General features: G+C 68.6%; 17 protein-coding genes. All 17 read left to right on the top strand.

Annotation, left to right across the window (positions count from 1 at the left end; all coding sequences use genetic code 11):
* The first annotated feature begins 33 nt into the window (after window positions 1-33).
* The 17 genes from ACSU1G_RS23655 (at window position 34) to ACSU1G_RS23575 (ending at window position 17,811) form a co-directional block, all read left to right on the top strand.
* A complete protein-coding gene (locus tag ACSU1G_RS23655; protein WP_439282472.1) occupies window positions 34-1,434 on the top strand; it encodes a homoserine dehydrogenase in 1,401 nt (466 codons plus the stop codon).
* A 5-nt stretch (window positions 1,435-1,439) separates the two neighbouring features.
* Window positions 1,440-2,552, top strand: coding sequence for a threonine synthase (gene thrC / locus ACSU1G_RS23650; protein ID WP_439282471.1), 1,113 nt, complete (start codon window positions 1,440-1,442; stop codon window positions 2,550-2,552).
* Entirely contained in the window at window positions 2,552-3,517 is a 966-nt protein-coding gene (gene thrB / locus ACSU1G_RS23645) for a homoserine kinase (protein ID WP_439282470.1), read from the top strand. Before thrC ends, thrB begins: the two co-directional genes overlap by 1 nt.
* Before the next feature lie 237 nt (window positions 3,518-3,754).
* Window positions 3,755-5,932, top strand: coding sequence for a transcription termination factor Rho (gene rho / locus ACSU1G_RS23640; protein WP_439282469.1), 2,178 nt, complete (start codon window positions 3,755-3,757; stop codon window positions 5,930-5,932).
* A 106-nt stretch (window positions 5,933-6,038) separates the two neighbouring features.
* A complete protein-coding gene (prfA, locus tag ACSU1G_RS23635) occupies window positions 6,039-7,118 on the top strand; it encodes a peptide chain release factor 1 (RefSeq protein ID WP_439282468.1) in 1,080 nt (359 codons plus the stop codon).
* Window positions 7,111-8,163 (top strand): N5-glutamine methyltransferase family protein, encoded by a 1,053-nt coding sequence (locus tag ACSU1G_RS23630; protein WP_439282467.1) that lies wholly within the window; start codon window positions 7,111-7,113, stop codon window positions 8,161-8,163. Before prfA ends, ACSU1G_RS23630 begins: the two co-directional genes overlap by 8 nt.
* Window positions 8,160-8,816, top strand: a complete 657-nt coding sequence (locus ACSU1G_RS23625) for an L-threonylcarbamoyladenylate synthase (protein WP_439282466.1) — start codon at window positions 8,160-8,162, stop codon at window positions 8,814-8,816. The genes ACSU1G_RS23630 and ACSU1G_RS23625 overlap by 4 nt, the downstream gene beginning before the upstream one ends.
* Window positions 8,817-8,826: 10 nt before the next feature.
* Window positions 8,827-9,990, top strand: coding sequence for an MraY family glycosyltransferase (locus ACSU1G_RS23620; RefSeq protein ID WP_439282465.1), 1,164 nt, complete (start codon window positions 8,827-8,829; stop codon window positions 9,988-9,990).
* Window positions 9,987-10,409 (top strand): hypothetical protein, encoded by a 423-nt coding sequence (locus ACSU1G_RS23615; RefSeq protein WP_439282464.1) that lies wholly within the window; start codon window positions 9,987-9,989, stop codon window positions 10,407-10,409. The genes ACSU1G_RS23620 and ACSU1G_RS23615 overlap by 4 nt, the downstream gene beginning before the upstream one ends.
* A 247-nt stretch (window positions 10,410-10,656) precedes the next feature.
* On the top strand, window positions 10,657-11,469 hold the full coding sequence (gene atpB / locus ACSU1G_RS23610; protein WP_439282463.1) for a F0F1 ATP synthase subunit A: 813 nt from the start codon (window positions 10,657-10,659) through the stop codon (window positions 11,467-11,469).
* 148 nt (window positions 11,470-11,617) lie between these two features.
* Window positions 11,618-11,833: an ATP synthase F0 subunit C gene (locus ACSU1G_RS23605; protein WP_137773951.1), complete on the top strand. Its 216-nt coding sequence runs from the start codon at window positions 11,618-11,620 to the stop codon at window positions 11,831-11,833.
* A gap of 84 nt (window positions 11,834-11,917) precedes the next feature.
* Window positions 11,918-12,478, top strand: a complete 561-nt coding sequence (locus ACSU1G_RS23600) for a F0F1 ATP synthase subunit B (protein ID WP_439282462.1) — start codon at window positions 11,918-11,920, stop codon at window positions 12,476-12,478.
* Window positions 12,478-13,287: a F0F1 ATP synthase subunit delta gene (locus ACSU1G_RS23595; protein ID WP_439282461.1), complete on the top strand. Its 810-nt coding sequence runs from the start codon at window positions 12,478-12,480 to the stop codon at window positions 13,285-13,287. Before ACSU1G_RS23600 ends, ACSU1G_RS23595 begins: the two co-directional genes overlap by 1 nt.
* An 80-nt stretch (window positions 13,288-13,367) precedes the next feature.
* The gene (gene atpA / locus ACSU1G_RS23590; protein ID WP_439282460.1) at window positions 13,368-15,005 is read left to right on the top strand and encodes a F0F1 ATP synthase subunit alpha; all 1,638 of its coding nucleotides are present in this window, start codon (window positions 13,368-13,370) and stop codon (window positions 15,003-15,005) included.
* A 92-nt stretch (window positions 15,006-15,097) separates the two neighbouring features.
* A complete protein-coding gene (locus ACSU1G_RS23585; RefSeq protein ID WP_439282459.1) occupies window positions 15,098-15,991 on the top strand; it encodes a F0F1 ATP synthase subunit gamma in 894 nt (297 codons plus the stop codon).
* 65 nt (window positions 15,992-16,056) lie between these two features.
* The gene (atpD, locus tag ACSU1G_RS23580; RefSeq protein WP_439282458.1) at window positions 16,057-17,514 is read left to right on the top strand and encodes a F0F1 ATP synthase subunit beta; all 1,458 of its coding nucleotides are present in this window, start codon (window positions 16,057-16,059) and stop codon (window positions 17,512-17,514) included.
* Between the two features lie 3 nt (window positions 17,515-17,517).
* Window positions 17,518-17,811, top strand: coding sequence for a F0F1 ATP synthase subunit epsilon (locus ACSU1G_RS23575; RefSeq protein ID WP_439282457.1), 294 nt, complete (start codon window positions 17,518-17,520; stop codon window positions 17,809-17,811).

The following is a 17,811-nucleotide window of genomic DNA, read 5'->3' as shown; positions in this document are numbered from 1 at the left end:
CCTGACCCTCAGCACCAGAACCATCGGAGGACCATGACCGCCACCACCCCGGCCGCCCGCGAGGCCACGCCGCAGGCCTCCCCCCAGGCCTTGAAGATCGCCCTGCTCGGTGCCGGCACCGTCGGCTCCCAGGTAGCCCGCATCCTCACGGAGGACGCCGAGATGCTGGCGGCCCGGGTGGGAGCCCACCTCGAGCTGGCCGGCATCTTCGTCCGGAACCCGGACGCCGCCCGCGACTACCAGCTGCCCCGCGGGCTCTACACCACGGACGCCGAGGCACTCGTGGACTCCGCGGACATCGTGGTGGAGCTGATGGGCGGCATCGAGCCGGCCAAGACGCTGATCGAGCGGGCCATCGCCCACGGTTCGGCCGTGGTCACCGGCAACAAGGCCCTGCTGGCCCAGAGCGGCTCGGAACTGTTCCAGGCGGCCGCGGAGGCAGGCACCCAGCTCTCCTTCGAGGCCTCCGTGGCCGGCGCCATCCCGATCCTGCGACCGCTACGGGATTCCCTGGCCGGGGACACCGTCACCCGGGTGATGGGCATCGTCAACGGCACCACGAACTACATCCTGGACCAGATGGACTCCACGGGGGCCACCTTCGACGACGCCCTGGCCGATGCACAGGCCCTCGGCTACGCCGAGTCCGACCCGACGGCGGACATCGAAGGCCACGACGCCGCCGCCAAGGCCGCCATCCTCGCCAACCTGGCCTTCCACGCCCCGTTCCGGATCGACGAGGTCCACTGCGAGGGCATCACCCGGATCACGGCGGCGGACAACGAGGCCGCCACCGAGGCCGGCTATGTCATCAAGCTGTTGGCGATCGCCGAGCGGATCAGCGCCACCGGTGCGGACGGCGCCAGGACGGACGGGGCCGTGCTGCGCGTGCACCCGACGCTGCTGCCGCGTGAGCATCCCCTGGCGGCCGTACGCGGGGCCTTCAACGCGGTCTTCGTGGAGGCGGAGAATGCGGGCGAGCTGATGTTCTACGGCCCCGGTGCCGGCGGCGCCCCGACGGCCAGCGCGGTCATGGGGGACCTGGTCTCCATCGCCCGCCGCCTGATCCGTGGCGGTGCGGGACGGACCCATACGCCGAAGTCCGTGGTGCCGGCCCTGGCCGTGGGGGAGGCCCGCACGAGCTACATGGTGGTGCTGCGGGTGGCGGACCGCCCCGGTGTGCTGGCCGCGATCGCCTCCTCGGTGGCGGACCACGGCGTCTCCATCGTGTCCATGCGTCAGGTGCCGTTGGCCGAAGACGATCTCGTGGCGGAGGAATCCGAGGAGGAGTACACCGACGAGGCGCCCGAATCGGTCCTGCGGATCATCACGCACGAGGCGAAGGAACAGGATCTGGCGGCCACCGTGGTCGCCCTCGAGCAATTGGACGCGGTGACCGAAGTGGTTTCGGTCCTGCGAGTCGAAGGGAACTGAACACAGTGGCACATCAATGGCGCGGGGTCATCCGCGAATATGCCGACCGTCTGCCCGTGAGCGAGGGCACCCGGGTGGTCACCCTGGGTGAGGGCGGGACGCCGCTGATCGAGGCACCCGCGCTGTCCGAGCTCGTCCAGGGCGAGGTCTGGGTCAAGTTCGAGGGGATGAACCCCACCGGTTCCTTCAAGGACCGGGGCATGACCATGGCCATCACCGCCGCCGTGGAGCAGGGCGCGAAGGCCGTGGTCTGCGCCTCCACCGGCAACACCTCGGCCTCCGCCGCGGCCTATGCCACCCAGGCGGGACTGACCTGCGCGGTCCTGGTGCCGGACGGCAAGATCGCCCTGGGCAAGCTGTCCCAGGCCATCGCCCATGGCGCCACCCTGCTCCAGGTGGACGGCAATTTCGACAACTGCCTCGACGTGGCCCGCAAGCTCAGCGAGAACTACCCGGTGTTCCTCGTGAACTCGGTCAACCCCAACCGCATCGAGGGGCAGAAGACCGGCGCCTTCGAGGTGGTGGACGCCCTGGGCGACGCCCCGGACTACCACCTGCTGCCCGTGGGCAACGCCGGCAACATCACGGCCTACTGGAAGGGCTACCAGGAGTACTCCCAGCCCTACACGAACCCGCACCCCGGCGCCACGGCCGGTGAGCTGGCACCCGTCGCCACGAAGACCCCCGTCATGTGGGGCTTCCAGGCCGCCGGTTCCGCACCGATCGTGTTGGGCCATCCCGTCACCGAGCCGGACACCATCGCCACCGCCATCCGGATCGGCAACCCCGCCTCCTGGGAGCAGGCCGAGGCCGCCCGTGACGAGTCCGGCGGGTTGATCGACTCCGTGACGGACGAGGAGATCCTGGCAGCGCACCGCTGGTTGTCCGCCAAGGAGGGCGTGTTCGTGGAGCCGGCCTCCGCGGCCGGGGTCGCGGGCCTGATCAAACAGCACGGCCTCGGCAACGTGCCGGCCGGCAAACGGTGGGTCATCACCGTGACGGGTCACGGGCTGAAGGACCCGCAGTGGGCCCTGCGCAACGCCGACGGCTCGGACGTGGAGCCCCAGAAGGTGCCGTTCGACGTCGTGGCCGTGGCCGACGCCCTCGGACTCGCCTGATGGGTGAGGGGTTGAACCGTGTCCGGGCCGGTCTGACGGTGTCCGTCTCGGTCCCGGCCACCTCGGCCAACCTGGGTCCGGGCTTCGATTCCATGGGCCTCGCGCTGGACCTGCGGGACGAGGTGACGGTGACCACGCAGGCCTCGGGCTTCTCGGCCGAGGTCACCGGCGAGGGGACCGGACGGGTGCCGACCGACGGCTCGCACCTGATCATCGCCACCCTGCGGGCACACCTGCGTCAGCGCGGCTGGGACGTGCCCGGACTCACGCTCGCCGCGACCAACCGCATCCCGCACGGCCGCGGCCTCGGTTCCTCGGCGGCGGCCCATGCCAGCGCCGTCCTGCTGGCGGATGCCCTGCTGCCGGACGGTGAGCGCGGCACCGACGCCGAGCTGCTCGATGCCGCTTCACGGCTCGAGGGCCACCCGGACAACGTGGCCCCGGCCCTCGCCGGTGGTCTGACGGTCTCCTGGGAGGACGAGGGCCGGTACCGTTCGGCGTTCATCCGGCCGCACTCCGCGGTACGACCGGTGGTGGCCATCCCGGAGCATCCGCTCAGCACCGAGACGGCCCGCGGCCTGCTGCCGGCCCTGGTGCCGCACCGGGTGGCCGCCGCGAACTCCGGCCGCGCCGGACTGCTGGTGCACGCGGTGACGCAGGACCCGTCCCTCCTGCTGCCGGGCACCAGGGACTGGCTGCACCAGGACTACCGCGAACCGGCGATGCCGGAGTCTGTGGCCCTGGTGCATGCCCTCCGGGACCAGGGACTGGCCGCCGTGGTCTCCGGGGCCGGTCCGACCGTCATGGTCCTGGCTGTGGGGCCCGAACAGGAGCAGGCGGCGCAGGCTGCTATGCGGGACCGGCTCGCGGGCTCCGCACAGTCGTGGCGTGTCAGCATTCTGCCCGTGGACGCCGTGGGTGCTAAGGTGGAGGTACACCGTTCAGGCCAGCCCACTTCGGGCTGATGTCGACCGGGATCCACCAGTATGTGAGGATCCCGTGGTCGGTGGGAATCCAGGCTCCACGAGGACCAGACGGTCCGTAGGGCTCCGGCCTGTCTTGGCTCCTCGGATTCCACTTCCCCGGATCGTCTCTGATCCGGAATCGAACCCGGCTTTCAGTCCTCTGTCCAGAGGACGGCCGGATCACCCGTAGCGAGGTCCCTCCCGTTGGATCTCGCGTGACGAGGAGAAGGAACCTTCGTGACCGAAACCACTGAACTGCCCACGGCATCCGAGGGCAATTCCAGCCAGGCCGCGGCCGCTCCGGCGGCTGCACCATCCGCCGGCGGCGGACTGGCCGGCTTGAAGCTCGCCCAGCTGCAGGCCCTGGCCTCCCAGCTCGGCATCACCGGCGGATCCCGGATGCGGAAGTCCGATCTGGTGGCCGCTATCTCCAGCCACCAGCGCGGTGGCTCCGTCGCCGACCGCAAGGTGACCGAGGACAAGACCGACAAGACCGCAGCCCAGACGTCCAGCCCCGCCCAGGAGCCGGCCGCGACCGCTGCACCGAAGCGTGGTGCACGCGGGGCCAAGGCAGCCGCGGCCCCGGCAGAGCAGCCGCAGGCCGAGCAGAAGCAGGACCAGCAGTCGCAGGACCAGCAGCCGCAGGCCGAGCAGTCGTCGTCCGCCGCCGGTGAGGCCTCTGAGCGTCCGGCCCGCCGCACCCGCAGCCGTCGCGCCGAGTCACCGGCCGGCGGTTCGACGAACGCGGAGACCGAGCAGTCCGGTGCCGGTGCTGCGCCTCCAGAGGCCACCGATCACGCCTCGGCCCAGAACGCGGTGCAGAACCAGAACCAGGACCAGAGCCAGGACAAGAAGCAGGACTCGGCTCAGGGCCAGAATGCCGCGCAGGGTGAGGGCCAGCAGGACCGCTCCTCCGGATCCTCCGGCCGCAATGACCGGAACGGCAACCGCAACAACACCCGCGGTGAGCGGAACAACGACCGCAGCAACAGCCGCGGTGAGCGGAACAACGACCGCGGCAACGACCGCAATCAGGACCGGTCGAACGATCACCAGCAGGACAACGACCAGCAGTCCGGCGGCCGGACGAACGAGCGGAACGGCAACCGCGACCATGACCGGAACGCCAACCGGGATGAGGACAGCCGCCGCAACCGTCGCAACCGCAACCGCAATGACCGCAACCGCAACCGTCGCGGGCGCAGCGGCCCCGAGGTCGACGACACGGAGATGACCGAGGACGACGTGCTGCTGCCCGTGGCCGGCATCCTCGACGTGTTGGACAACTACGCCTTCGTCCGGACCTCCGGCTACCTGCCCGGCCCGAACGATGTCTACGTGTCCCTGTCCATGGTCAAGAAGTACGGCCTGCGCAAGGGCGATGCCGTCGTCGGCGCCATCCGCGCCCCGCGTGACGGGGAGAGCCAGAGCAGCAGCAGCGCCGCCAACGCGGCGAACCGGCAGAAGTTCAATGCCCTGGTGCGTCTGACGTCCATCAACGGCCTGCCGGCGGAGGAAAGCCCGAAGCGCACCAAGTTCAGCGACCTCGTGCCGCTGTACCCGCAGGAGCGGTTGCGCCTGGAGACCGATTCCAAGCTGGTCGGCCCGCGCGTGATCGATCTGGTGGCGCCGATCGGCAAGGGCCAGCGTGGCCTGATCGTCTCCCCGCCGAAGGCCGGCAAGACGATGATCCTGCAGTCCATCGCCAATGCGGTCACCACCAACAACCCCGAGGTGCACCTCATGATGGTGCTGGTGGACGAGCGTCCGGAAGAGGTCACGGACATGCAGCGCTCGGTCAAGGGTGAGGTCATCGCCTCCACCTTCGACCGTCCCGCCGATGACCACACCACGGTGGCCGAGCTCGCCATCGAGCGCGCCAAGCGCCTCGTGGAGATGGGCCGTGACGTGGTGGTCCTGCTGGATTCGATGACCCGCCTGGGCCGTGCCTACAACCTGGCGGCCCCCGCCTCCGGCCGGATCCTGTCCGGTGGTGTGGACTCCTCGGCGCTGTACCCGCCGAAGCGGTTCTTCGGCGCGGCACGCAACATCGAGAACGGCGGTTCGCTGACGATCCTCGCCACCGCACTGGTGGAGACCGGGTCCAAGATGGACGAGGTCATCTTCGAGGAGTTCAAGGGCACCGGCAACATGGAGCTGCGCCTGTCCCGTCAGCTGGCGGACAAGCGGATCTTCCCCGCCGTGGACGTCAACGCCTCCGGCACCCGCCGCGAGGAGAACCTGCTGACCTCCGAAGAGATCAAGATCATGTGGAAGCTGCGCCGGGTGCTGTCCGGCCTGGACACGCAGCAGGCACTGGAGATCCTGACGAACAAGATCAGGGACACCCAGTCCAACGCCGAGTTCCTCATGCTGGTCTCCAAGACCACGTTGGGTCTCAAGGGCGAGAAGTAGCGTTTCGTACCGGCCCCCGTCCCTCCCTCCACCGGCCCCGCCGGATGGTCCGGCAGGGGCGGGGGCCTCAGTCATCGCGAGAGCCGCCGAGAGAGGGAACACCACCATGTTCGAGTCCGTACAGGAACTGTTGGACGAACACCGCGAGCTGACCGAGCGGCTGGCCGACCCCGCGGTGCATCAGGACCCGGTGCTGGCTCGAAAGCTCGGCCGGCGCTTCGCCGAGCTGGGTTCCATCGTGGCGTCTCACCAGGCCTGGAGCCAGGCGGTGGCGGATGCCGCCGCCGCGCGCGAACTGGCTGAGGACGACGAGGACTTCGCGGCCGAGCTGCCCAGCCTGCAGGCCGCGGCCGACCAGGCAGAGGAGAAGCTGCGGCGGCTGCTGATTCCGCGTGATCCGGCGGACGCCCGGGACGCCATCCTCGAGATCAAGGGTGGTGAGGGCGGCGAGGAGGCGGCCCTGTTCGCCGGCGACCTGCTGCGGATGTACGTGCGCTTCGCCGAGTCCAAGGGGTGGAAGACCGAGATCCTCTCCACCACCGAATCGGACCTCGGCGGCTACAAGGACGTCCAGGTGGCCATCAAGGGCAAGTCCACTGACCCGGCGGAGGGGGTGTACGCCCACCTGAAGTTCGAGGGCGGCGTGCACCGCGTGCAGCGTGTCCCCGTCACGGAGTCCCAGGGCCGCATCCACACCTCGGCCGCGGGCGTGCTGGTCTTCCCCGAGGTGGATGCGCCCGAGGAGGTGCAGATCGCCGCCAACGACCTCAAGATCGACGTGTACCGTTCCTCCGGGCCGGGTGGACAGTCCGTGAACACCACTGACTCCGCGGTGCGCATCACCCACCTGCCCACCGGAATCGTGGTGTCCATGCAGAACGAGAAGTCGCAGATCCAGAACCGTGAGGCCGGGATGCGCGTGCTGCGCTCGAGGATTCTGGCCCACCAGCAGGAGCAGCTCGATGCCGAGAACGCCGCGGTGCGGCATTCCCAGGTCCGGACCATGGACCGGTCCGAGCGCATCCGCACCTACAACTACCCGGAGAACCGGATCGCCGACCACCGGACGGGGTACAAGTCCTACAACCTCGACGCCGTGCTCGACGGCGAGCTCGGCCCCGTGCTGCAGTCCTGCATCGAGATGGATGAGGCGCACCGGCTGGAGGCACTCGGCCAGCATGACTGAGCGTATGACCGACCACACGACTGACACCATGACTGACACCATGACGTACCCCGCGACCGCCCCCACGGCCGCCGGCACCGAGGGCCTCACCCTTGAATCGCTGCTGCGCTCCGCCACGGAGCTGCTCCGGGCGGCGGACGTGGACTCGCCCCGCGCCGATGCGGAGTTGCTGGCCGCCCATGTCCTGGGAACCAGCCGCGGAGAGGTGGCCGCGTGGGCCATCGCCGGGCGCCGGCTGGATCCCCTGCAGTCGGTGGACCTGCGCCGGCTGGCCATCTCCCGCTCCACCCGGACGCCGCTGCAGTACCTCACGGGCATCACGACCTTCCGCACGGTGGACCTGGAGGTCGGTCACGGGGTGTTCCTGCCCCGGCCGGAGACCGAACTGGTGGCCGGCGCCGCCATCGAGGCCGCCCTCGACGTGACCTCCCGGCTCACCCGCGACGTGGACCAGCCGGGCCAGCCGGACCAGCCGGACCGGCCGGGCCGGCCTGCTGCTCGCCCCCTGGTCATCGACCTGTGCACGGGGTCCGGGGCCATCGCCGCCTCGGTGGCCCAGGAGGTGCCGGACGCCACGGTGCACGCCGTCGAGGCCGATCCCGAGGCCGCCTGGTGGGCTGCCGCGAACCTGGATCCCCGGGGCGTCCGACTCCACGTGGGCGACGCGGCGACGGCCCTGCCGGAGCTGGACGGCCGCGCAGACGTGGTGGTCTCCAACCCGCCGTACGTCCCGGACGGGCGGATCCCGGCCCAGGCGGAGGCCCGCCGTGATCCGGAACTCGCCCTCTACGGCGGGGGTGCGGACGGCATGAGGATGCCGACAGTGGTGGCCGTGACCGCCGCCCGCCTGCTGCGCCCGGGCGGCACCTTCGTGATGGAACACGACGAGACACAGGGTGGACTCGTGGCCGGGCTGCTGCAGCACGGTGCAGGGGCCGGGGGACTGGGGGCCGGGCTCTTCGCCCAGATCCAGACCCGGAACGACCTCGCCGGCCGGCCGCGCTACACGGTGGCCGTGCGCACGGATGGGACAATGACCCGGTGAGCCTGCTGATCGACTGCACCACAGAATCCGGATTGGACCGCGGCCTGGAGGCCGCCGGCTCGGCCCTGGCCCAGCGGGAGTGCGTGGTGCTGCCCACGGACACCGTCTACGGCATCGGCGCCGATGCCTTCTCACCGCAGGCCGTGGCCGTGTTGCTGGCCGCCAAGGGGCGCGGCCGTGCCATGCCGCCGCCCGTGCTGATCGGCGGCACCGCCGTCATGGACGGACTGGCCACGGACATCCCGGCGGGCGCCCGTGACCTGGCCGAGGAGTTCTGGCCGGGGGCGCTGACCCTGATCCTGACCGCCCAACCCTCGTTGGCGTGGGACCTGGGGGAGACCCGCGGCACCGTCGCGCTGCGCGTACCGGACGACCAGGTGGCCCGGGAACTGCTGCAGGAGGTCGGCCCGCTGGCGGTCTCCAGTGCCAACCGCACGGGACAACCGGCGGCGACGACGGCCGCGGCCGCCCGCGAGATGCTCGGCGAGACGGTGGCCGTCTACCTCGACGACGGGGAGCGCACCACCTGGGCTCCGTCCACGATCATCGACTGCACGGTGACCCCCTTCCGGGTGGTCCGCCGCGGTGCCCTCGGTTTCGATGAGCTGGCCGCCGTGGTGCCGGACCTGGTGGATGCCCCGACCACGGGGTGAGGGTCCGTCCATGAAGGTCTACCTGATGTTGCTGGCGCTCTCCGCCGTGGTGAGTTTCGCGCTCACGCCGGCCGTGCGCCGGCTCGCCCTGGCCGGTCGCGTGTTCACCCCGCGGCGCCAACGGGACGTCCACCGCGAACCGGTGCCCAAGCTCGGCGGGGTCGCCATGCTCGCGGCCGTGCTGGTGGCGCTGGCGATCGGGGCCATGGTGCCCTTCCTGGACGGCATCTACTCGGATCCCGGTCCGCTGCACGGCCTGTTGCTGGCCCTGGGGGTGGTGGTGCTCATGGGGGTCGCGGATGACCTCTGGGACCTGCACTGGACGCTCAAGCTGGCGGGCCAGGTCTCGGCGGCCGCCTTGGTGGCCTTCCACGGGATCCGGGTCGAGGCCATGCCCGTGGGGTGGATCGCCGTCGGCAACGAGCCCGTCCAGATCGGCCTGACAATCTTCATCCTCGTGCTGACCATGAACGCCATCAACTTCGTGGACGGCCTGGACGGATTGGCGGCGGGGATGGCCGCGATCGGCGGCTCGGCCTTCTTCATCTACACCTACCTGCTGACACGGACCATCAACGAGTTCGACTACTCCAACCTGGCCACGCTCCTCATGGCCGTCCTGGTGGGCTCCTGCCTGGGATTCCTACCCCACAACTTCAACCCGGCCAGGATCTTCATGGGCGAGGTCGGCGCCATGCTCATCGGCCTGCTGCTGGCCACGGCCGCCGTGGCGGTCACCGCCACGGTCGGGGACATGCAGGAGGGCTTCCGGTTCCGCAACGTGCCGGCCTACATGCCGATCCTGCTGCCGATCGCCGTCATGGCCCTGCCCCTGCTGGACCTGGGTCTGGCCGTGGTGCGCCGGACGGTGCGGGGGGCCAGCCCCTTCTCCGCCGACCGCGGGCACCTGCACCACAAGCTGGTCGACGGCGGCTGGACCCACCGCCAGGCCGTGCTGCTGCTGTACCTGTGGACCTTCCTGATCGCGTACGGGGTGGTGGCCCTGAACTTCGTGGAATGGTGGATCGTGCTGGCAGTGGTCGGCGTGCTGCTGCTGGGCGCCGGCTACCTCACCCTGCACCCCTGGGTACGCCGGTCACTCCGGGCCCGGAGGACACCAGCCGGAACAGCCGCAGTCGACGGACCAGAAGACCCGAGGGAGCTGGAGACATGATCCGCAGGACCAACACCCGGGGCTGGTGGGGCATCCTCACCGCCTGCCTGATCGGAGCCTCGGCCTCGCTGCTGCTCGCCGCCGGGCTGGCCTGGCTGATCATCGGCCCGGAGGCCGGCGGCGGGACGGCCGCCGCGTCGCTGGCACTGGCCGGGGCCGTCGTCGTCATCCTGTCCGGTGCCACCCTGCTGCTGACCGCCTGGTCCTGGGACCGGTGGCGGGAGCAGGCGATCTTCATCTCCCTGTTCGGCTTCGTGATGAAGATCGTGCTGATGGCCCTGCTGCTCACGGTGGTGCCGCCGCCTGAAGGGCTGGACCGGACGGCCGCGGGGATCGGTGCCATCGTGGCGATCGTCTCCTGGCAGGTCATCGAGGTCATGGTCTTCGCGCGGACTCGGCAGCAGATCTATGACGACTGACCGGCGCCTGATCGGCGACTGTGGGTCGAATCGTGACCATTCTTCGACGCATCGTAGAAATAAAACGCCAAAGCGGCCTGAAACGGCCTTAAAACGGGCCTGGTGGTCATCAGCACCGTTGCCGGTTTGATAGGCTCATCAACGATCAATAACGACGGTCTGGACTGCGCTGTGCCGCCTGCTTGACCGCTCCGGTGGGAAACCGCCGACCGCGTTCCGACGTCCGACACCTGCAGAGAGGATCAGCGTGCTACCGATCGTGCTCGCCAGCTCCACCGATGAGGGTGGATTCGCTCCTCCCACGATCGACCAGACCCACCTGCCGGACATCCTGCCCTGGATGGCCGAGTATGGCACCGGTTTCGGCAAGCAGATGCTGATGATCATCCTCTCGGTGATCCTCATCTCCGCCTTCTTCATGCTGGCCATGCGTAAGCCCGGTCTGGTCCCGGGCAAGGTCCAGTGGCTCGCCGAGTCCGGCTACGCCTTCGTCCGTAACGGCATGGGCCGCGACATCATCGGCGAGAAGGAGTTCAAGCCCTTCGTGCCGCTGCTGTTCGGCACGTTCTTCTTCGTGGTGATCAACAACTTCTTCGGCGCCATCCCCTTCCTGCAGCTTCCGAGCTTCTCGCACGCCGGATCCGCGTACGCCCTGGCGATCATCGTCTACATCATCTGGATCGGCCTGGGGATCAAGCGCAACGGACTGCGTTACTTCAAGCTGGCCGTGGTGCCCAGCGGTGTCCCCGGCTGGATCCTGCCGCTGCTCGTGCCGCTGGAGATCATCTCGAACTTCATCGTCCGCCCGCTGACGCACTCACTGCGTCTGATGGCGACCATGCTCTCCGGCCACATGATCGTGATACTGGCGGGCTCCGGCGCCCAGTTCCTGATCATGGAGACCGGCAACGTGGCGCTGCAGGCCACCGGTGTCCTGGTGATCCTGGGCTCCGTGGCCATGTACTTCCTGGAGCTGTTGATCATGTTCCTGCAGGCCTTCGTCTTCACCCTGCTGACCGCGATCTACATCCAAGGGGCGCTTGCCGCCAACGACCACTGACCTTCCGGTGTGACGGCCGCCCGAGGTGGCCGTAGCACCGGTTCGGCGGATCCGTCCGCCACCACAATGCTTCCCGGTACCGGCATCCGTCGGATCCACGCCGGGAACACCCTCACAACCTGCCGACAGGCATCTTGAAAGGAACACCATGGAACTGCACGGTTCTCTCAACATGATCGGCTACGGCCTGGCCGCCATCGGCTCCGCCATTGGCGTGGGCCTCATCTTCGCCGCCTACATCAACGGTGTGGCACGCCAGCCGGAGGCCCAGCGCATCCTGCAGCCGATCGCACTGCTCGGCTTCGCCCTCGCCGAAGCCCTCGCCATCCTCGGCCTGGTCTTCGCCTTCGTCGTCGGAGTCTGATCCTTCCTGACATGAGACCGGCCGGAGCGCACCCGTGCGGATCGGCCACCCATGACAGGAACTTCACCAAAGGATGGTTGAAACATGATCAGGACTGAAGCGATCCTCGCTGCCGGCGAGGGCGCGAACCCCCTGCTTCCCAACTGGTGGGAGATACTCGTCACCGCAGTCGGCTTCGCCGTGCTGATGTTCCTGGTGGTGAAGTACATCGCTCCGGCTCTGGAGAACGCCTACCAGAACCGCGTCGACGCCATCGAAGGCGGACTCGAGAAGGCTGAGAAGGCGCAGGCTGAGGCCAACGCCCTGAAGGCCAACTACGAGCAGCAGCAGCAGGACGGGTACGCCGAGGCCAACCGCATCCGCGAGGAGGCGCGCACCGAAGGTGCCCAGATCCTGGCCGAGGCCCGGGAGAAGGCCAGCGCAGAATCGGCCCGACTGGTGGAACAGGCCCACACCCAGATCGCCGCCGAGCGCATCCAGGCCGAGGCCTCGCTGCGCCATGACGTCGGTTCCCTGGCCACCACCCTGGCCAGCCGGATCGTCGGCGAATCCCTGGAGGACGACTCCCGCTCGCAGCGCGTGGTGGACCGGTTCCTCGAGGACCTGGACCGCAACGCGGCCTCCACGGCAGGTGTGGCTGAATAATGGCAGGTGCATCGAGCGATTCGCTGGCCGCAGCCCGCACGGAGCTGGATCCCGTCCTCGTCTCCGGCGGTGCCTCCCTGGCCGCCGAGCTGTTCACCGCCCTCGACGCGGTGGACTCCAGCGCCCCGTTGCGCCGCGCCCTGACCGATCCCTCGTGGTCGGTCGAGCGTCGCACCGGTGTGGTCGGCTCCCTGTTCGGGTCGAAGGTGTCCGAGGGGGCCTTGTCCGTCCTCAACACCCTGGCCGGGCACAAGTGGTCCCAGCCACGGGACTTCGGTGACGCGTTGGAACAGCTGGCCGTCACCGCCGTGGCCGCCTCGGCAGAGCAGGACGGGCTGGACGGACTGGAACGTCTGTCCTCGGAGCTGTTGACCTTCAACCGTGCGGTGGAGCAGTCCCATGGTCTCCAGCGTGCACTGACTGATCCGCAGGCTCCCGCCTCGGCCAAGGGCGACCTGGCGGAGCGGTTGCTGCACAGCGGCTCGGTGGGGGCGAAGCTCCTGGTGCGCCAGGCGGCGCAGTCGCCTCGGGGCCACAAGCCAGTGAAGCTGATCCGCGACTTCGTGGAGACCGTGACGCGGCGTCAGAAGCTGTGGATTGCCGACGTCACCGTGGCCCGGCCGCTGGCACCGGCCCAGCAGGACCGGCTCGCCGCCGGATTGAAGCGCCTCTTTGGCCGCGACCTGAAGTTGGACGTGGCCGTCGATCCCGAGCTGGTAGGCGGCATCCGGGTCCAGGTCGGAGACGACGTCGTCGACTCCTCCCTGCAGTCCCGACTGCATGACCTCCAGCGGAAGATGGCCGGCTGAGTCCGGCCAGACGAACCACCAGACACCTTCGCATCATCGTCTCCTCGATGATCACCAACGTTAGAGAGCAGGGAACGCAGATGGCCGACTTGACCATCAACGCTGACGATGTTCGCAATGCCCTGAATGAATTCGCGGCATCCTACGAACCGTCCAGCACCGAACGTGTGGAGGTCGGGCACGTCGTCTCCGCCGCAGACGGCATCGCCCGTGTGGAGGGTCTTCCCTCCGTCATGGCCAACGAGCTGCTGCGCTTCGAGGACGGCACCCTGGGCCTGGCCCAGAACCTCGACACCCGAGAGATCGGTGTCGTGGTGCTCGGCGACTTCCAGGGCGTCGAAGAGGGCCAGGAGGTCCAGCGCACCGGCGAGGTCCTCTCCGTGCCGGTGGGCGATGCCTTCCTCGGCCGCGTGGTGGACCCGCTGGGTGCACCGATGGACGACCTGGGCCCGGTGGAGGCTGAGGCCCGCCGTGCCATGGAGCTACAGGCCCCGGGCGTGACCGAGCGCAAGTCCGTCGAGGAACCGCTGCAGACCGGCATGAAGTCGATCGACGCCATGATCCCGATCGGCCGCGGCCAGCGTCAGCTGATCATCGGTGACCGCCAGACCGGCAAGACGGCCATCGGGATCGACACGATCCTGAACCAGAAGGCCAACTGGGACTCAGGCGACCCGACCAAGCAGGTCCGCTGCATCTACGTCGCCGTGGGCCAGAAGGCGTCCACGATCGCCGCCGTGCGGCAGACGCTGGAGGAGCACGGTGCCCTGGAGTACACCACCATCGTGGCGTCCCCGGCCTCCGACCCGGCCGGCTTCAAGTACCTGGCCCCGTTCGCAGGCTCGGCCATCGGCCAGCACTGGATGTACGGCGGCAAGCACGTCCTGATCATCTTCGACGACCTCTCCAAGCAGGCCGAGGCCTACCGTGCCGTCTCGCTGCTGCTGCGCCGTCCGCCGGGCCGCGAGGCCTACCCGGGCGACGTCTTCTACCTGCACTCCCGGTTGCTCGAGCGTTGTGCCAAGCTCTCCGATGAGCTGGGTGGCGGTTCCATGACCGGCCTGCCGATCGTGGAGACCAAGGCCAACGACGTCTCGGCCTACATCCCGACCAACGTCATCTCGATCACCGACGGCCAGATCTTCCTGGACTCGGACCTGTTCAACGCCAACCAGCGCCCGGCCGTCGACGTGGGCATCTCGGTGTCCCGCGTGGGTGGTGCCGCGCAGGTCAAGGCCATGAAGAAGGTCTCCGGCACGCTGAAGCTGGACCTGGCCCAGTACCGGGACCAGCAGGCCTTCGCCATGTTCGCCTCGGACCTGGACCCGGCCACCCGCCGCCAGCTGGCCCGTGGTGAGCGCCTGACGGAGCTGCTCAAGCAGCCGCAGTACACCCCGTATCCGGTGGAGGAGCAGGTCGTCTCCATCTGGGCCGGCTCCAACGGCCACCTGGACGAGGTGCCGGTGGAGGACGTGCTGCGTTTCGAGCGTGATTTCATCGATCACCTGCGCCACAAGAACGCGGTCCTGGGCCCGATCCGTGAGACCGGCAAGCTGGAGGACTCCACCCTCGAGGCGCTGAAGACCGAGGTCGAGGCGTTCAAGAAGGGCTTCTTCGGTGAAGGCGACAACAAGCTCGTAGCCGCCGGCCACGAGGAGCACCAGCCGTTGTCGGCCGATGAGGTCACCCAGGAAAAGATCGTCAAGCAGAAGCGCTGACCCGCGATGCCGCTGCAGGTCCCCCCATCCCCACCCCGTGAGGGCGGGACGGGCGGGACCCGCAGGGGCGGACACGTAAGGAAAGGACCACCATGGGAGCCCAGATCCGGGTCTACCGCCAGAAGATCGCCTCGACCCAGTCGATGCAGAAGATCTTCAAGGCGATGGAGCTGATCGCCACGTCCCGCATCGGCAAGGCACGTGAACGCGTGTCCGCTTCACTGCCGTACGCCAACGCGATCACCCGCGCCGTGTCCGCCGTGTCATCGCAGCAGGACATCGAGCACGTGCTGACCTCCGAGGTCGAGGACCCGAAGCGCGCCGCCGTGCTGGTGCTGTCCTCCGACCGCGGCATGGCCGGCGCCTACTCGGCGAACATCCTGCGCCACGCGGAGGAACTGCTCGAGTCACTGCATTCGGCCGGCAAGGAGACCGACATCTACCTCGTGGGCCGCAAGGCGCAGGGGTACTTCGACTTCCGCAACCGTGAGTACAAGAAGTTCTGGTCGGGCAACACCGACGCCCCGCAGTTCCTGCGGGCCCGGGAGATCGGCGAGAACCTCGTGGATTCCTTCCTGACGGACACCGAGTCCGGCGGCGTGGATGAGATCCATGTGGTCTACACCGCGTTCCACTCGTTGGTGTCCCAGGTGCCGACCGTCGTCCGGCTGCTGCCGCTGGAGGTCGTGGAGGAGGAGGTCACCGACGAGTCCGAGCTGTACCCGCTCTACGAGTACGAGCCCGCCCCCGAGGACGTCCTGGACGCGTTGCTGCCGAAGTACATCGAATCCCGGATCTTCACGGCGATGCTCCAGGCCTCGGCGTCTGAGTTGGCGAACCGCCAGCGGGCCATGAAGTCCGCCGGTGACAACGCCAAGGACCTGGTCCGCGAGTACACCCTGAAGATGAACAACGCCCGCCAGGCCGAGATCACCCAGGAACTCACCGAACTGATCGCCGGTGCGGACGCCTTGAGCGCGTCCTGACACCGAACGCGACGCACCACCGCAACTGACATAGATCCTCAAGCCACACCAGAGAAGTGAGAGAGATGACTGCCACCACGAACGAACAGGGCACCGGTACCGCCACCGGCGGCGCCATCGGTCGCATCGCCCGCGTCATTGGGCCGGTGATCGACGCCGAGTTCCCCGCGGACTCGATGCCGGGCGTGTACAACGCCCTGACCGCCGAGCTCACCGTCAACGGCGAGACCCGCACCATCACCTTCGAGACCGCGCAGCACCTGGGTGACAACCTGATCCGCGCCATCTCCCTGCAGTCCACCGACGGCCTGGTCCGCGGTTCCGCCGTGGTCGACTCCGGCGCACCGATCTCGGTGCCGGTCGGCGAGGTCGTCAAGGGGCACATCTTCAACGTGCTCGGCGAGTCCCTGGACGTGCCGATCTCGGAGCTGCAGGTCACCGAGCGCTGGCCCATCCACCGTCCGGCCCCGAGCTTCGCCACCCTCGAGGGCTCCACGGAGATGCTCGAGACCGGCATCAAGGTCATCGACCTGCTGACGCCGTACATCAAGGGCGGCAAGATCGGCCTGTTCGGCGGCGCCGGCGTGGGCAAGACCGTGCTGATCCAGGAGATGATCACCCGTGTGGCCCGCAACTTCGGCGGTACCTCGGTGTTCGCCGGTGTCGGTGAGCGTACCCGTGAGGGCAACGACCTCTGGGTCGAGATGGAAGAGGCGAACGTCCTCAAGGACACCGCCCTGGTCTTCGGCCAGATGGATGAGCCGCCGGGCACGCGCCTGCGCGTCGCTCTCTCGGCCCTGACCATGGCCGAGTACTTCCGCGACGAGATGAACCAGGACGTGCTGCTGTTCATCGACAACATCTTCCGGTTCTCCCAGGCCGGTTCCGAGGTCTCCACGCTGCTGGGCCGCATGCCCTCGGCCGTGGGCTACCAGCCGAACCTCGCCGATGAGATGGGCGTGCTGCAGGAGCGGATCACCTCCACCCGCGGTCACTCCATCACTTCGATGCAGGCCGTCTACGTCCCCGCGGACGACTACACGGACCCGGCTCCGGCCAACGTGTTCGCCCACCTGGACGCCACCACGAACCTGACCCGTACCCTGGCCTCCCGTGGCCTGTACCCGGCCGTGGATCCGCTGGCCTCGACCTCGCGCATCCTCGACCCCCAGTACGTGGGCCAGGACCACTACACCACCGCGACCCGCGTCAAGCAGATCCTGCAGAAGAACAAGGAACTGCAGGACATCATCGCGATCCTCGGTGTGGACGAGCTCTCGGAAGAGGACAAGATCGTCGTCTCCCGCGCCCGCCGCATCGAGCAGTTCCTGTCCCAGAACACCTACACCGCCAAGCAGTTCACCGGCGTGGAGGGTTCGACCGTGCCGATCAAGGACACCATCGAGGGCTTCACGGCCATCGCCGACGGTGACCTCGACCACATCTCCGAGCAGGCCTTCTACAACGTCGGCGGCCTGGACGACGTCGAGCGCAACTGGGCCAAGATCCAGTCGGAGAACTGATCCATGGCTGAGCGCGAACTCGAAGTGGAGATCGTGGCCGAGGACCGCTTCGTGTGGTCCGGCCCGGCGCAGTCGGTCAGCGCCCGGACCATCGACGGCGAGATCGGGATCCTTCCCGGTCACTCACCGCTGCTGGCCGTGCTGGGCGACGGCGACGTTGTGGTCCAGCAGCTGAACGGCCAGACCGTCACGGCACACGCTGAAGGCGGGTTCTTCTCCGTGGACCATGACCGCGTGGTCATCGTGGCCGGGGCGGCCAGCCTCCAGGGCGAAGGCTCCGGGCGGGACGCGGCCTGA

This window comes from Microbacterium sp. A93, from assembly GCF_051842835.1.
Note: the sequence above shows the minus strand (reverse complement) of the source record. Positions and strands in the feature narration are given on the sequence as shown.

Bases quoted from the DNA above. Each gene is read 5' to 3' on its own strand.
- atpA (WP_439282460.1), top strand. From the start codon at position 13,368: ATGGCCGACTTGACCATCAACGCTGACGATGTTCGCAATGCCCTGAAT.
- atpD (WP_439282458.1), top strand. From the start codon at position 16,057: ATGACTGCCACCACGAACGAACAGGGCACCGGTACCGCCACCGGCGGC.
- ACSU1G_RS23595 (WP_439282461.1), top strand. From the start codon at position 12,478: ATGGCAGGTGCATCGAGCGATTCGCTGGCCGCAGCCCGCACGGAGCTG.
- ACSU1G_RS23655 (WP_439282472.1), top strand. From the start codon at position 34: ATGACCGCCACCACCCCGGCCGCCCGCGAGGCCACGCCGCAGGCCTCC.
- ACSU1G_RS23615 (WP_439282464.1), top strand. From the start codon at position 9,987: ATGATCCGCAGGACCAACACCCGGGGCTGGTGGGGCATCCTCACCGCC.
- prfA (WP_439282468.1), top strand. From the start codon at position 6,039: ATGTTCGAGTCCGTACAGGAACTGTTGGACGAACACCGCGAGCTGACC.
- ACSU1G_RS23585 (WP_439282459.1), top strand. From the start codon at position 15,098: ATGGGAGCCCAGATCCGGGTCTACCGCCAGAAGATCGCCTCGACCCAG.
- ACSU1G_RS23620 (WP_439282465.1), top strand. From the start codon at position 8,827: ATGAAGGTCTACCTGATGTTGCTGGCGCTCTCCGCCGTGGTGAGTTTC.
- thrB (WP_439282470.1), top strand. From the start codon at position 2,552: ATGGGTGAGGGGTTGAACCGTGTCCGGGCCGGTCTGACGGTGTCCGTC.
- ACSU1G_RS23605 (WP_137773951.1), top strand. From the start codon at position 11,618: ATGGAACTGCACGGTTCTCTCAACATGATCGGCTACGGCCTGGCCGCC.
- ACSU1G_RS23575 (WP_439282457.1), top strand. From the start codon at position 17,518: ATGGCTGAGCGCGAACTCGAAGTGGAGATCGTGGCCGAGGACCGCTTC.
- ACSU1G_RS23600 (WP_439282462.1), top strand. From the start codon at position 11,918: ATGATCAGGACTGAAGCGATCCTCGCTGCCGGCGAGGGCGCGAACCCC.
- ACSU1G_RS23630 (WP_439282467.1), top strand. From the start codon at position 7,111: ATGACTGAGCGTATGACCGACCACACGACTGACACCATGACTGACACC.